Origin of the sequence: Agrobacterium pusense (genome assembly GCF_013285525.1) — a bacterium.
Lineage (GTDB): Bacteria > Pseudomonadota > Alphaproteobacteria > Rhizobiales > Rhizobiaceae > Agrobacterium > Agrobacterium pusense.
In genome coordinates, this window is sequence record NZ_CP053857.1 from 1,883,186 (window position 1) to 1,895,754 (window position 12,569).

Consider the following 12,569-nt stretch of genomic DNA (forward strand, 5'->3'; position numbering starts at 1 on the left):
ATGTCCGGATCTGGCAAAGCGGCTGCCGTGCTTTTGGCCGGGCGCTCGAACCGCGTGCGGATGGCGTGGCTTGGCGCGGTGCTGGCGCTTCTCGGGCTGCTATGTGCGTTGTCGGTTGCCATCGGCACGCGTGAGGTCTCATTTGCGGATATTCTTGGTGGGGTGAGCGGCCGTGTCGAAACGGTTGCAGAAGCGACGGTTGCTGTGCGCCTGCCGCGCACCGTGCTTGCGCTTATAGCCGGTGCCGCGCTGGGGCTGGCCGGCGCGATCATGCAGGGGGTCACGCGCAATCCGCTTGCTGACCCCGGTATTCTCGGCGTGAACATGGGGGCGTCGCTTGCCGTTGTCATCGGCATCGTCTGGTTCGGCATCGCTTCGGCTCAGGCCTTCATCGTCACGGCAATTGCCGGGGCGGGGGCATCCGCGATCTTCGTTTATGTTGTCGGTTCGCTCGGGCGAGGCGGGGCCACGCCGCTGAAACTCGCACTTGCGGGTGCCGCCACCTCCGTCGCCTTCTCGTCGCTCGTCATCGCCGTGGTGTTGCCGCGCAGCGATATCGCCGGCGGCGTCCGCGCCTGGCAGGTCGGTGGTGTCGGCGGGGCGACCTTCGAACGTATCGAGACCGTATTGCCCTTTCTGGCTGCCGGTTTCGTCGTAAGCCTGCTTTCGGCGCGGAAGTTGAATTCACTGGCGCTTGGCGACGAGCTGGCCGCCGGCCTTGGAGAAAACGTTGCCGTCGCCAGAGCCATGGCATCCTTCGGTGCCATTCTTCTGTGCGGCGCTGCCACCGCCATTTGCGGCCCGATCGGTTTTGTCGGTCTGGTGGTGCCTCACCTCTGCCGCTCGCTGGTCGGGGTGGACAATCGCTGGCTCCTCCCGTTTTCTGCACTTGGAGGCGCCTGCCTGCTGCTGGCCGCCGATATTGTCGGCCGCATCGTCGCGCGGCCCTCCGAACTCGATGTCGGTATCGTCACGGCGCTGGTCGGCGCACCCTTTTTCATCTGGATCGTCAGACGGCAGAGAGTGGGTGAGCTGTGAGCATGTTCCCGTCACTCGTCGAAACGCTGGGTTTCAACCGCCATCTTCGGCAGGGCCGGCGCCGTCTCGTCATCTTTTGTCTGCTGACGCTTCTCATCGCGGCTTTTGCGCTCACGCTGACGCTCGGCCAATCATTCACCCCGCCCGGTCAGGTGATCCGCGTGCTGCTTGGCGAGGACATCGCTGGCGTCAGCTTTACCGTCGGACAATTGCGCCTGCCGCGCGCGCTGCTGTCGGTGCTGGCGGGGCTGAGCTTCGGGCTTGGCGGCGTTGCCTTTCAGATCATGTTACGCAACCCGCTTGCCAGCCCCGACATTATCGGCATCAGCTCCGGCGCCAGCGCCGCCGCCGTCTTTTCCATCGTCGTATTGCAGATGAACGGACCGCTGGTTTCGGTTGTCGCCGTCGTCGCCGGCCTTGGCATCGCCCTGCTGGTCTATCTCCTCTCCTTCCGCAACGGCGTGGCCGGAACGCGCCTGATCCTTGTCGGCATCGGCGTTTCCGCCATGCTGGAAAGCTTCATCGCCTATATTCTCTCCGTCGCGCCGGCCTGGACATTGCAGGAGGCGATGCGCTGGCTGACCGGCAGCGTCAATGGCGCCAAACTTGCCCAGACACTGCCGCTTGCCATCGCGCTGGTTTTCTTCGGCGGCCTGCTTCTCAGCCGTGCACGGGATCTCGAGACGCTCAGGCTCGGTGATGATGCCGCCGCAGCACTCGGCGTTCGGGTGGGAGCGACACGCATCATCGTCATCGTCGCAGCCGTTGGCATGATCGCCTTTGCTACGGCCGTCTCGGGGCCGATCGCCTTCGTTGCGTTCCTGTCCGGACCAATTGCAGCGCGTATCGTTGGCAGCAATGGATCGCTGCTCCTTCCCGCCGCACTGGTCGGGGCGGTGCTGGTGCTGGCGGGTGACTATTGCGGCCAGTTCCTGCTGCCCGGCCGTTACCCGGTCGGCGTCGTGACCGGTGCGCTCGGTGCACCCTATCTGATTTATCTGATCGTGCGGGTCAACCGCAGCGGAGGCTCGTTATGACCGGCCACTCTCTTTCCCTAAGCGGCCTCTCGGCCGGCTATGGCGACAGCCTCATCATAGAAGAGCTGGACCTCGCCGTCCCGCGCGGGAAGATCACCGTCATCGTCGGCGCCAATGCCTGCGGCAAGTCCACTCTGCTACGCAGCATGTCGCGGCTCATCACACCGCGCGCTGGTCAGGTCCTGCTTGACGGCAAGTCGATCCATCGTCTGCCTTCCCGGGAACTGGCTCAGCGGATGGGTCTCCTGCCGCAATCGCCGATAGCGCCGGAGGGCATCGTGGTTGCCGATCTCGTCAGCCGTGGCCGGCACCCGCATCACGGCTTGTTCGCCCGCTGGTCGCGGCAGGACGACGAGGCCGTCGCCGCAGCCCTTGTTGCCACCGATACGGTGGAACTGGCCGAGCGGCCGGTGGACGAGCTTTCCGGCGGCCAGCGGCAACGCGTCTGGATCGCCATGGCGCTTGCCCAGCAGACCGACATATTGCTCTTGGATGAACCGACCACCTTCCTCGATATCAGCCATCAGGTCGAGGTGCTGGACCTTCTGACCGACCTCAACCACGTCCGCGAAACCACCATCGTCATGGTGCTGCACGATCTCAATCTCGCCGCCCGTTATGCCGATCATCTCGTCGCCATGAGGGACGGGAAGCTGCATGTCTTCGGCACGCCGGAGGACGTATTGACAGAGGAGAATGTCCGCCACGTCTTCGGCATCGAAAGTCGGGTCATCGAAGATCCGACCTCGGGCAAGCCGATGATGCTGCCGATCGGGCGGCATCGAACGGTGGCGGGGGCGGCAAAAGCCGTATCTCTTTAAGATACGGTTCTGTTGACTTCTGTGCGTATCTGTTTATGATACCAACATCACGAGGCCAGCAATGATCCGTTCTTTCAAAAACAAGCTGACCGCCTCAATTGACGACGGATCTGTGAAGAAGGGCTTTCCCGCCGATCTGGTACGCCGCGCCCAGCAGCTGCTCACGATCCTGGATGCGGCGACCACGGTAGAAGACCTTCGCTCACCGCCCGGCAATCGTTTGGAAAAGCTGTCCGGCGATCGTGAGGGCCAATATTCGATCCGGCTCAACAAGCAGTGGCGCATCTGCTTCGTCTGGACGCAAGCAGGGCCGGAAAGCGTGGAAATAACAGACTATCACTAGTCTGGAATTCTCGTGGAGAGGCTCATGAAAAATCGGCCAAGGAGGGCCAGCGAGCATGACAATCAGTAAATCGCCACCGATCCATCCGGGCGAAATCCTGCGGGAACTCTATCTTGAGCCGCTCGGGATGTCGGCTTACGCTCTTGCAAGGCACCTCAATATTCCGCGCACCCGCATAGAACGGATTGCGGGAGAGAAACTTGGTATCACCGCCGACACCGCCTTGCGCCTTGCAAAGTTTTTCAAGACCACACCGGAATATTGGCTGAACTTGCAGAACGCCTTTGACATTAAGGCGGCGGCTGTGAGGCTGGAAGCGGACCTTGCCAATATCAAGGAACTGGAAGCGGCCTAATTCTCAGCCGCCCGTCAGGTCAAGGTCAGGCCGCATAAGACGGCGGCGGCACGTTCTGCATGCGCGTAGCCGTTCTCCTGAAACGGCCGGGAGACGTGCCCTCGTTGCGGGTGAAGAAGCGATTGAAATAACCGGGGTCCTGAAACCCCAGTCGAAACGCGATTTCAGCAACTTGCAGCGAAGAGTTCAGAAGAAGGTCGCGCGCATCTGACATGAGTTCCCGGTGGATATAGGCCTGTGGCGAAAGCCCCGTGGCCTTGCGGACCGCAAATCCCAGTCGCTCGCGGGTAACGCCGAGATGGTGGGCATAATCTTCCACGGCCCATTGATCGTGCTTGTGCTGGCTCACCAGAAGGACGAAACGTTCGGTGAGGCCGCCCGGGGTGGAGACGGCGGCAGCAACATCGGCGATGGCGTGCTGACAGACCCGGACAAGGGTGACGCAGAGCAGGCTGGCGATGATCGTGTCGGAACCGGTCGCTGCGCGGACATTTTCGCTCGCGATTGTCTGGAGATAAGCCTCCAGTTCCTTTTGGCCCTGTTCTTCGGGTGTCTGTACCAGAATACGCTGCAGTATCGCGCGTACGGCGTTTGCGCTCGTGCCCGTCGGCATCGCGTGAGCCAGCCCGATTTCGGTGGTCGTCAACAGCGATCCGCGGCTTCCAGCGCTCAGTCTCACGCGGCCGGCCGGGCCTATGGGCAGCCAGATGAGTCCCGGCGAAGGGACATCCAGTCTCTTATCGCCCTGCGTGATCTCCGCTTCCCCGACAGAAAGCAAAAGCAGGTGGGCGCTGTCTGCTTCCAGCCGGAATTCCGATACACGCAGCGAGGAGGCGAAGGTACGTGCCGTGATCTCCACGCGATTGGCGGCAAACTGGCTGTGCAGCGGCATTCAACCTCCAAAAGTGCAATAATGCACTACACTAGTGCATTTTATATGCGACTGTCATTGCTAAACTTCGATCAGCGCGCGGGGGAGTCTTGAGGAGAAGGGCTACCCGATCGAGCGCTTTGGGAGGAACATCATGAACAATTTGAAGCGCAGAACACTGTTCTGCCTGCTCTCCGGTGCTGCCCTGTCTGCAGTGTCTTTCAGTCATGCCACTGCGCAGGACCGCACTTCCGTAAAGATTGGCTATGCCGTGTCAAAAAGCGGCGCCAATGCCACCGGCGCGGGTATCACGACCATTCCGAACTACAAATTATGGGTGAAGGAGGTCAACGATGCCGGCGGCCTCACTTTGCCCGATGGCAAGCGCTTGCCAGTTGACGTGGTCGAATATGACGACCGTTCCTCGGCCGAGGACGCGGTGCGGTTCACCGAGCGGCTGGCCAGCCAGGACAAGGTGGATTTTATCCTGCCGCCCTGGGGCACGGGATTTAATCTGGCGGTTGCGCCGCTCTATGACCGTTTCGGTTATCCGCAGCTCGCGGTCACCGGCGTCACCGATAAGGCGCCCGATTTCGCCGCGCGCTGGAAGAAGAGCTTCTGGATGCTGGGCGGGGGGCACGACTATGCCAATGCACTGGCCGATGTTTTGAAAGCCGCCCGCGAAGCAGGCCAGATCAATGACAAGGTGGCAGTGATATCTGTCGCGGACGGTTTCGGCATCGATCTCATCAAGGCCGCGCGACCCGCGCTGAAGGAAGCAGGTTTTACGCTTGCTTATGACAAGACCTATCCGGTCGGCACCTCGGATTTTGCCGCGCTTGTGAACGAGGCCGCGGCAAGCGGTGCGGACAGTTTCATCGCCTTCTCCTACCCGCCGGACAGTTTCGCGGTAACGAAGCAGGCGCAGACTGCACGATATAATCCGAAGGTGTTCTACGTCGGTGTCGGCGGTGCTTTCCCGATTTTCCCGAAGGTTTCCGATGGCAAGCAGGAAGGTGTCATCAGCATCGGCGGCGTCGATGGAAGCAGCGACAGGATCGAGGATTATTTCAAGCGTCACGAAGCCTTCATCGGCACCAAGCCGGACAGCTGGGCAAGCGCCATCACCTATGCGAGCCTCGAAATGCTGGCCCAGTCAATCCAGCGTGTCGGGCTCGACAGGGCAGCGGTGGCGGGCGAGCTTTCGACGGGAAGCTTCGACACCGTTATCGGCCCGGTCAAACTTGAAGACAACCAGCTTCGTCAGCTGTGGTGGGCGGGGCAATGGCAGGGCGAGCGTTTCGTCGCGATTGCGCCTGCGGAACGTCCAGGTGCGGCCAAGCCCCTTGTCCCGAAGCCGCAATGGTAAGCCCTTTCCGGCCGGGACCTGTGAACCCGGCCGGAAGGCTTCGGCCATGTTCCAGACTGGAGACATTTCCTTGTTCTTATCCACCCTCATCTTCGGCTTGATGCTGGGAGGGACCTATGCGCTGATCGCGCTTGGACTTTCGCTGCAATATGGCATCGCCCGCATCATGAACCTCGCTTATGGCGAAGTGCTGATCGCGGCTGCCTTCATCACCTTCGTTCTGTTTTCCGGTTACGGGCTTTCGCCGCTCTGGTCGCTTTTCATCATCGTACCGCTCGGTTACGGCCTTTCTTTCGCGATCTACCGCGTCATGATGCGGCCGCTGGTGCGCCGTTCGGGCGGCTCTGGCCGTCTGGAAGTCGATTCCATTCTGGCAACCTTCGGACTGCTCTTCGTTATCCAGGGCATCATGCTCGTGGCGTTCGGCGGCAATTACCATTCCTATTCCTATCTCGCCGATGGAGTCGATATATTCGGCACGACGGTGGCAATGAACCGGCTTCTGTCTTTCGGCTTGTCCGTCCTGATTGGCGGTGGGCTTTATCTGGCGCTCACCCACAGCCGCTGGGGTCTTAACCTGCGGGCAGTGGCGCTGTCGCCCCGTTCCGCGCCGCTGGTCGGCATCGATGTGAACCGTGTGGCTTCCCTTGGCTTTGCTCTCGGTGGCGCACTCGCCGTGGCGGGCGGGGTGATGATCTCGATGTACCAGACCTTCTCCGCTTCCTATGGCGTGGTCTTCACCATGAAGGCGCTTGTCGTCGTCATCATGGGCGGTGTCGGCAATCTGCTCGGCGCGCTGGTCGCCGGGCTGCTGCTCGGTCTCGTGGAAACCTTTGTGCTGGTTTATGTCGATCCCGGCCTCACACTTGCCGCCACCTACCTGCTCTTTCTCATGGTCCTGCTTTGGCGTCCGGAAGGCATCTTCGCAAGGAGGGGCAAATGATTCCGCTTCTGATCGGCCTCGCCTCAGCCGCGCTGCTGGCGCTTTCCCCCTTCTTCTTCGATGCCTATGGTGTCGGCGTCATCATCGGCCTTCTCGGTTATGCCACGCTTGCTTCCGCCTGGGCCATGTTCTCCGGTCCGACCCGCTATATATCGCTCGCCACCGTCGCCTTTTTCGGTGTCGGGGCCTATACGGTCGCGGTGCTGAGCGAGGTCTTGCCCTGGCCGCTCGTCCTCCTGTGCTCCGCCCTTGTCGGCGCGGCGCTTGCCTTCGTCGTCGGGCTTTCCACGCTGCGCGTTGCCGGCATTTATTTCGTGATCTTTTCTTTCGGCCTTGCCGAACTCATCCGACAGCTCATCACATGGTATGAAGTGAATGTGACCGGAACGCTCGGGCGCTATATCTTCCTGCCGCTGGAGCCGCAGCATGTCCTCTGGCAATTGCTGGCGCTGGCCGCCGTTACTCTTGTCCTGTCGACGCTCATCGACCGCAGCAAGCTCGGCCTGGCGCTGAAGGCAATCGGCGATGATGAGGTGGTGGCCGCCCACGCAGGAATTAATCTTGCCCGCACCAAGCTGGCGCTCTTCGTGCTTTCCGCCACGATCATCACGCTGGTCGGCGCCATTCAGGCCCCGCGCTGGGTCTATATCGAGCCGGCCATCGTGTTTAATCCGCAGGTATCGTTCCTCACCGTCATCATGGCCCTGCTTGGCGGAGCCACGCGCCGCTGGGGACCCATTCTCGGTGCAGTGCCGCTTTTCCTGCTGTTCGAATGGCTGGGCGCGAACTTCCCCAACCATTTTTCCATCATCCTCGGCGCTCTCTTCATCCTCATCGTCTTCGTGCTGCCGGATGGCGTGCTGGCGGCGCTGGAGAAGTTGCGCAAAAAGGAGAAAGCCGCATGAGCGCCGTTCTCGAAATCACCAATATCCGCAAGACCTTCGGCGGGCTGAAGGCGGTGGATGGCCTTGGTCTCACCATCGAGGCCGGCGAGGTCGTCGGGCTGCTCGGGCCGAACGGCTCCGGCAAGACGACGCTAATGAATCTGATCTCCGGAGCGCTGAAGCCGACCGAAGGGTCGATCCGGCTGAAAGGGCAGGAGATTGCCGGCCGGCGGCCGGATGCGATTGCGCGCGCCGGCGTGGCGCGCACCTTCCAGCTCGTGCTGCTTTTGCCGTCGCTTTCCCTGCTCGAAAACGTTGCCGTATCGGCCATGTTCGGCCCGCAGCGGTTGTCCCGCCCAGCGGCGGAGAAGGTCGCGCGCGCCTGCCTCGAAAGAATAGGCCTTGCCGGGCGGGAAACCATGCCGGCCGGCGACCTCACCTACATCGATCAGAAACGCCTTGAACTGGCGCGTGCGCTGGCTGGCGAGCCGAAGCTTCTGTTGTTGGATGAATGGCTCGCCGGCCTCAACCCCACCGAACTTCAGGAAGGAATAGCGCTGATCCGGCGGCTGGCATCGCAGGGAACGACGATCCTGCTGGTGGAACATATCATGGCCGCCGTGCGCGCGCTTTGCCCGCGCTCCGTGGTCATGGCCGCCGGCTGCAAGATCGCCGACGGGCCGACGGCAGCGGTGCTTGACGATCCGCAGGTCATTTCCGCCTATCTGGGAGCGGCACATGCTTGAAATAGATGCACTGACAATCCGCTATGGCAAACATCTCGCGGTTGACGGCATATCGCTCAATGTTGCCAAGGGCGAAACCGTGGTGCTGCTCGGCGCCAATGGTGCGGGCAAGTCGTCACTGCTGAAAGCGGTCGGCGGCATGGTTGTGCCGGCGTCCGGCGAAGTGCGCGTCGACGGTGCGTCGCTTGCCGCTGTCCCTCCTCATGGGATCGTGGACCGCGGCGTGGCGCTGGTGCCAGAAGGACGCGGAATTTTCCCGGCGCTGACGGTGGAGGATAATCTTCGCCTCGGCGCTAATCCCCGCCATGCCCGTTCAGCAGAGAAAGTGACACGGGAGCATATTTTCTCGCTGTTTCCGCGTCTCGCCGAACGCCGGCAGCAGCTTGCTGGCACCATGTCCGGCGGCGAACAGCAGATGGTCGCCATCGGGCGGGCGCTGATGTCGGCACCGGATTATCTCTTGCTGGACGAGCCGAGTCTGGGTCTTGCGCCCATCGTCACGCAGGAACTTTTTGCCGCCCTGGCCGAGATCAAGAAAAGCGGCCTTTCCATTCTGCTCGTGGAGCAGAATGTGCGCGAAAGCCTGGCGCTGGCCGACCGGGGTTATTTGCTGGAAGCGGGGCGTATCGTCGGGGCAGGTTCAGCTGAGGCCCTCTCCGCCGATGCCGCCGTGCAACGGGCGTTTCTCGGCGGCACCACCGCCGCCATTGTCTGAATTCAGGAGGAAGACCATGCAGACTGTCAATCTTTTCATCGGTGGCGACCATTGCCCGGCCGCGAGCGGAAAGCGCTTCGAGCGTCACAATCCGATCACCGGCGACGTTGCGACCAGCGCGGCGGCGGCAACGGTGGAGGACGCTACCCGTGCGGCCGATGCTGCCGCTGCCGCCTTTCCCGTCTGGTCGGCCACATCGCCCGGCGAGCGCCGCCGCCTGCTGCTGGCGGCGGCTCAGGCGCTACTCGCCGCCGGGCCTGACATTACCCAGGCGATGAAGGAAGAAATCGGCGCGACCGATGCCTGGGCTGGTTTCAATGTAAAGCTCGCAAGCGATATGCTGGTGGAGGCCGCAAGCCTGACCACCCAGATCAAGGGCGAGATCATTCCCTCCAACCGTCCCGGCACCATGGCGATGGCGCTGCGCCAGCCGGCAGGCGTTGTGCTGTCCATCGCCCCTTGGAATGCTCCCGTCATTCTCGGCGTACGTTCCATCGCCACGCCGCTCGCCTGCGGCAATACGGTGGTGATGAAAACCTCGGAACTTTGCCCGCGCACCCATGCGCTGATCATCGAGGCGGTGGCATCGGCAGGTCTGCCGAAGGGCGTGCTCAACGCCGTCTCCAATGCGCCGGAAGATGCGGCAAAGATCGTCGATACGCTGATCGCGCACCCCGCCGTCAGACGGGTGAATTTCACCGGCTCGACCCGCGTTGGCCGTGTGATTGCCGAAACGGCCGGCCGTTACCTGAAGCCCGCTCTGCTGGAGCTGGGCGGCAAGGCGCCGTTCATCGTGCTTGACGATGCCGATATCGATGCGGCGGTCGCGGCTGCCGCTTTCGGCGCCTACATGAACCAGGGCCAGATCTGCATGTCGACAGAGCGCATCATCGTGCTTGACAGCGTTGCCGATACATTCGTTCAGGCCTTCGCCAAAAAAGCGTCCAGCCTCACGGCCGGAGACCCACGCGAGGGCAAAACACCGCTTGGCTCGCTGGTCAGCGCCGAAGCGACGTCACGCATAAGGGCGCTGGTGGACGACGCCGTGTCCAAAGGCGCAAAGCTGGTCGCGGGCGGTGGCGGCACCGGCACCATGCTTGATGCGATCGCCATTGATGGCGTCACTCCCGCCATGCGGCTTTATTCCGAGGAAAGTTTCGGTCCGGTTGTTTCCATCATCAGGGCCGGCAGCGTCGATGAGGCGGTAAGCATCGCCAATGAAACAGAGTTTGGTCTTTCCGCCGCGATTTTCGGCAGGGACCAGGCGCGGGCGCTTGCCATTGCCGCGCGGATCGAAAGCGGCATATGCCACATCAACGGGCCGACTGTTCACGATGAGGCGCAGATGCCCTTCGGCGGGGTCAAGGCTTCCGGTTACGGCCGCTTCGGCGGCACGGCGGGCATTGCGGAATTCACCGAATTACGCTGGGTCACGCTCCAGGACGGGCCGCTGCATTATCCGATCTGAACCGGACGCCGGGGGTGGCTGCGGCGGCCTCACCGCCGCTCGTCAATCAGCCAGCCGGTGAGTTTTCTCACCGCGCTGTCGCTGCTTTTCGGCCGCATCAACCAGTAGCCGCGCCCAGGTGCATCGAGGCTAGGGCCTGCCGTGACCAGTACGCCAGCCTCGAGCAGTGGATCGACGAGCCCGGCCCAGCCGAGCGCAAAGCCCTGTTCTCCGATGGTCGCCTGAACCACCATGGTGTAATTGTTGAAGCTGATGTCGCCGCCGTCGTTTTCGGGGCCTCTCTGAACGCCGAAATGCTTGAAATAGGAAGGCCAGTCGAACCAGTGCGCTGATGATGTATTTTCGAGGTGGATGAGTTTCCGCCGCGAAAAATCAGCAACGCCTGCGGGCGCCGGCGTTGCTGCCAGAAACGCAGGTGAACAGACCGGCGTGACTTTTTCCGAAAGCAGCAGTAAGGCCCCGTCACCCGCCTCCTGCCGGGTGCCGAAAATGATCATCACGTCGCTGTCATGCTTGCCCTGACCCAACGGGTCCTGCGTGGCAACGATCTGGATGTTGATGTCAGGGTTGAGCGCTCGAAATCCGTGCATCCGCGGGATGAGCCATAATGACGAAAAGGCATAGTCCGTATGCAGGCGGATGGTCTGGCGTTCCTCCGTCCGCCGAAGCTGCTGCGCGAGCAGATCAATGGCATCGACATTGCGGGAGACGATTTCGAACAGCCTTTGTCCTTCTGCCGTCAGATCGATGCCGCGATGTTTGCGGCGGATGAGCGCCACCCCAAGCTCCTCTTCGAGCCTGCGCATCTGATAGCTGACGGCAGGCTGGGTGAGCCGCAGGGAGCCCGCCGCCGCGGTCAGGCTGCCCTGGCGGGCAACCTCGGTAAAGATGCGCATCCATCCGAGATCGAGCTGCCGGTCTGACATTAAATTTCCTTATATCACTTATCGAAAAATAACTGCTTCACAGGCAAAAACAATGTGGTGTTCAATAAACTGGACTAATACAAGGGGAGCCGCAATGAAAACCGTTTCTCATCTGCACCGCATCGCGACCGGCCTGTTCCTGTCCGTGGCGGCCTTCTCCACCCCGCTTCAGGCGGCCGATGACGCGTCCTGCAAGCTGGTACGTCTAAGCGATCCCGGCTGGACGGATATTACCGCAACCAATGGCGTCGCCTCGGTACTGCTCGATGCATTGGGTTATGAAGCCGACGTCAAGACGCTTTCCGTGCCCATCGGCTATCAGGCGATGAAGAACGGCGAAATTGACGTTTTCCTCGGGAACTGGATGCCGGCGCAGAAATCCTTCGTAGATGACCTCAATTCGGCGAAAGCTGCCGAGGTCTTGACGAAGAATCTCGAGAGCGCCAAGTTCACGCTGGCGGTGCCGTCCTATATGGCGGAGAAGGGCGTGAAGGATTTCGCCGATCTCGCCAAACATGCCGATGAATTCGAGAGCAAGATTTACGGCATCGAGCCCGGCGCACCCGCCAACCAGAATATCCAGAAGATCATAGACGCCAATGATTTCGGCCTTAAAGGCTGGCAGCTCGTCGAATCCGGTGAGCAGGCCATGCTGGCGCAGGTGGAACGGGCGGGCCGGGATAAGAAGGCCGTGGTTTTCCTTGCCTGGGCGCCGCATCCGATGAACGAGAAGATCGATATCACCTATCTCTCCGGCGGTGACGCCTATTTCGGCCCGAATTTCGGCGGCGCAGAGGTTTATACGCTTGCCCGCACCGGCTGGCCGGAAAAATGCCCCAACGCGGCGGCGCTCTTCAAAAACCTGAAGTTCGATATCGGCATGGAAAATACCCTCATGGGTTCGATTCTCGGCGGAGAGGATTCCAAAGCCGCGGCAGCGGCCTGGGTGAAGGCCAACCCCAAAGCGCTGGATGGCTGGCTGCAGGGCGTTACCACGCTGGATGGAAAACCGGGTGCGGATGCCGTTAAGGGCAAGCTTGGTCTCTGAGCCGG

General features: G+C 61.7%; 14 protein-coding genes. 12 read left to right on the top strand and 2 right to left on the bottom strand.

What is annotated here, in order from left to right; all coding sequences use genetic code 11:
• The 5 genes from HQN82_RS22155 (at position 1) to HQN82_RS22175 (ending at position 3,594) form a co-directional block, all read left to right on the top strand.
• Positions 1 to 1,038, top strand: coding sequence for a FecCD family ABC transporter permease (locus tag HQN82_RS22155; protein ID WP_427832681.1), 1,038 nt, complete (start codon positions 1 to 3; stop codon positions 1,036 to 1,038).
• Between the two features lie 2 nt (positions 1,039 to 1,040).
• The gene (locus HQN82_RS22160) at positions 1,041 to 2,075 is read left to right on the top strand and encodes a FecCD family ABC transporter permease (protein ID WP_022563814.1); all 1,035 of its coding nucleotides are present in this window, start codon (positions 1,041 to 1,043) and stop codon (positions 2,073 to 2,075) included.
• The gene (locus tag HQN82_RS22165; protein ID WP_108081299.1) at positions 2,072 to 2,896 is read left to right on the top strand and encodes an ABC transporter ATP-binding protein; all 825 of its coding nucleotides are present in this window, start codon (positions 2,072 to 2,074) and stop codon (positions 2,894 to 2,896) included. The genes HQN82_RS22160 and HQN82_RS22165 overlap by 4 nt, the downstream gene beginning before the upstream one ends.
• A gap of 61 nt (positions 2,897 to 2,957) precedes the next feature.
• A complete protein-coding gene (locus tag HQN82_RS22170; RefSeq protein ID WP_022563816.1) occupies positions 2,958 to 3,239 on the top strand; it encodes a type II toxin-antitoxin system RelE/ParE family toxin in 282 nt (93 codons plus the stop codon).
• Positions 3,240 to 3,294: 55 nt separating this feature from the next.
• Positions 3,295 to 3,594, top strand: a complete 300-nt coding sequence (locus tag HQN82_RS22175; protein ID WP_020009806.1) for a HigA family addiction module antitoxin — start codon at positions 3,295 to 3,297, stop codon at positions 3,592 to 3,594.
• Positions 3,595 to 3,619: 25 nt separating this feature from the next.
• On the opposite strand, the gene HQN82_RS22180 is transcribed toward HQN82_RS22175, so the two are convergent.
• Positions 3,620 to 4,486 (bottom strand): helix-turn-helix transcriptional regulator, encoded by an 867-nt coding sequence (locus HQN82_RS22180; RefSeq protein ID WP_173615953.1) that lies wholly within the window; start codon positions 4,484 to 4,486, stop codon positions 3,620 to 3,622.
• A gap of 133 nt (positions 4,487 to 4,619) precedes the next feature.
• On the opposite strand from HQN82_RS22180, the gene HQN82_RS22185 reads away from it, so the two are divergent.
• The 6 genes from HQN82_RS22185 (at position 4,620) to HQN82_RS22210 (ending at position 10,590) form a co-directional block, all read left to right on the top strand.
• Positions 4,620 to 5,834, top strand: a complete 1,215-nt coding sequence (locus HQN82_RS22185) for an amino acid ABC transporter substrate-binding protein (protein ID WP_022563818.1) — start codon at positions 4,620 to 4,622, stop codon at positions 5,832 to 5,834.
• Between the two features lie 70 nt (positions 5,835 to 5,904).
• Positions 5,905 to 6,777, top strand: a complete 873-nt coding sequence (locus HQN82_RS22190) for a branched-chain amino acid ABC transporter permease (RefSeq protein ID WP_045533916.1) — start codon at positions 5,905 to 5,907, stop codon at positions 6,775 to 6,777.
• On the top strand, positions 6,774 to 7,682 hold the full coding sequence (locus HQN82_RS22195; RefSeq protein ID WP_022563820.1) for a branched-chain amino acid ABC transporter permease: 909 nt from the start codon (positions 6,774 to 6,776) through the stop codon (positions 7,680 to 7,682). The genes HQN82_RS22190 and HQN82_RS22195 overlap by 4 nt, the downstream gene beginning before the upstream one ends.
• Entirely contained in the window at positions 7,679 to 8,407 is a 729-nt protein-coding gene (locus HQN82_RS22200) for an ABC transporter ATP-binding protein (RefSeq protein WP_022563821.1), read from the top strand. The genes HQN82_RS22195 and HQN82_RS22200 overlap by 4 nt, the downstream gene beginning before the upstream one ends.
• Entirely contained in the window at positions 8,400 to 9,122 is a 723-nt protein-coding gene (locus HQN82_RS22205; protein ID WP_022563822.1) for an ABC transporter ATP-binding protein, read from the top strand. Before HQN82_RS22200 ends, HQN82_RS22205 begins: the two co-directional genes overlap by 8 nt.
• A 16-nt stretch (positions 9,123 to 9,138) precedes the next feature.
• Complete coding sequence (locus HQN82_RS22210) at positions 9,139 to 10,590, top strand: aldehyde dehydrogenase (protein ID WP_022563823.1); 1,452 nt, start codon at positions 9,139 to 9,141, stop codon at positions 10,588 to 10,590.
• A gap of 29 nt (positions 10,591 to 10,619) precedes the next feature.
• On the opposite strand, the gene HQN82_RS22215 is transcribed toward HQN82_RS22210, so the two are convergent.
• The gene (locus HQN82_RS22215; protein ID WP_022563824.1) at positions 10,620 to 11,516 is read right to left on the bottom strand and encodes a choline sulfate utilization transcriptional regulator; all 897 of its coding nucleotides are present in this window, start codon (positions 11,514 to 11,516) and stop codon (positions 10,620 to 10,622) included.
• 94 nt (positions 11,517 to 11,610) lie between these two features.
• Between HQN82_RS22215 and choX the strand changes: the two genes are divergently transcribed.
• Complete coding sequence (choX, locus tag HQN82_RS22220; RefSeq protein ID WP_077987551.1) at positions 11,611 to 12,564, top strand: choline ABC transporter substrate-binding protein; 954 nt, start codon at positions 11,611 to 11,613, stop codon at positions 12,562 to 12,564.
• Positions 12,565 to 12,569: the final 5 nt, after the last annotated feature.

What these genes read in the sequence shown, in the direction of transcription:
- HQN82_RS22155 (WP_427832681.1), top strand. Translation starts at nt 1, where the DNA reads ATGTCCGGATCTGGCAAAGCGGCTGCCGTGCTTTTGGCCGGGCGCTCG.
- HQN82_RS22160 (WP_022563814.1), top strand. Translation starts at nt 1,041, where the DNA reads ATGTTCCCGTCACTCGTCGAAACGCTGGGTTTCAACCGCCATCTTCGG.
- HQN82_RS22165 (WP_108081299.1), top strand. Translation starts at nt 2,072, where the DNA reads ATGACCGGCCACTCTCTTTCCCTAAGCGGCCTCTCGGCCGGCTATGGC.
- HQN82_RS22170 (WP_022563816.1), top strand. Translation starts at nt 2,958, where the DNA reads ATGATCCGTTCTTTCAAAAACAAGCTGACCGCCTCAATTGACGACGGA.
- HQN82_RS22175 (WP_020009806.1), top strand. Translation starts at nt 3,295, where the DNA reads ATGACAATCAGTAAATCGCCACCGATCCATCCGGGCGAAATCCTGCGG.
- HQN82_RS22180 (WP_173615953.1), bottom strand. Translation starts at nt 4,486, where the DNA reads ATGCCGCTGCACAGCCAGTTTGCCGCCAATCGCGTGGAGATCACGGCA.
- HQN82_RS22185 (WP_022563818.1), top strand. Translation starts at nt 4,620, where the DNA reads ATGAACAATTTGAAGCGCAGAACACTGTTCTGCCTGCTCTCCGGTGCT.
- HQN82_RS22195 (WP_022563820.1), top strand. Translation starts at nt 6,774, where the DNA reads ATGATTCCGCTTCTGATCGGCCTCGCCTCAGCCGCGCTGCTGGCGCTT.
- HQN82_RS22200 (WP_022563821.1), top strand. Translation starts at nt 7,679, where the DNA reads ATGAGCGCCGTTCTCGAAATCACCAATATCCGCAAGACCTTCGGCGGG.
- HQN82_RS22205 (WP_022563822.1), top strand. Translation starts at nt 8,400, where the DNA reads ATGCTTGAAATAGATGCACTGACAATCCGCTATGGCAAACATCTCGCG.
- HQN82_RS22210 (WP_022563823.1), top strand. Translation starts at nt 9,139, where the DNA reads ATGCAGACTGTCAATCTTTTCATCGGTGGCGACCATTGCCCGGCCGCG.
- HQN82_RS22215 (WP_022563824.1), bottom strand. Translation starts at nt 11,516, where the DNA reads ATGTCAGACCGGCAGCTCGATCTCGGATGGATGCGCATCTTTACCGAG.
- choX (WP_077987551.1), top strand. Translation starts at nt 11,611, where the DNA reads ATGAAAACCGTTTCTCATCTGCACCGCATCGCGACCGGCCTGTTCCTG.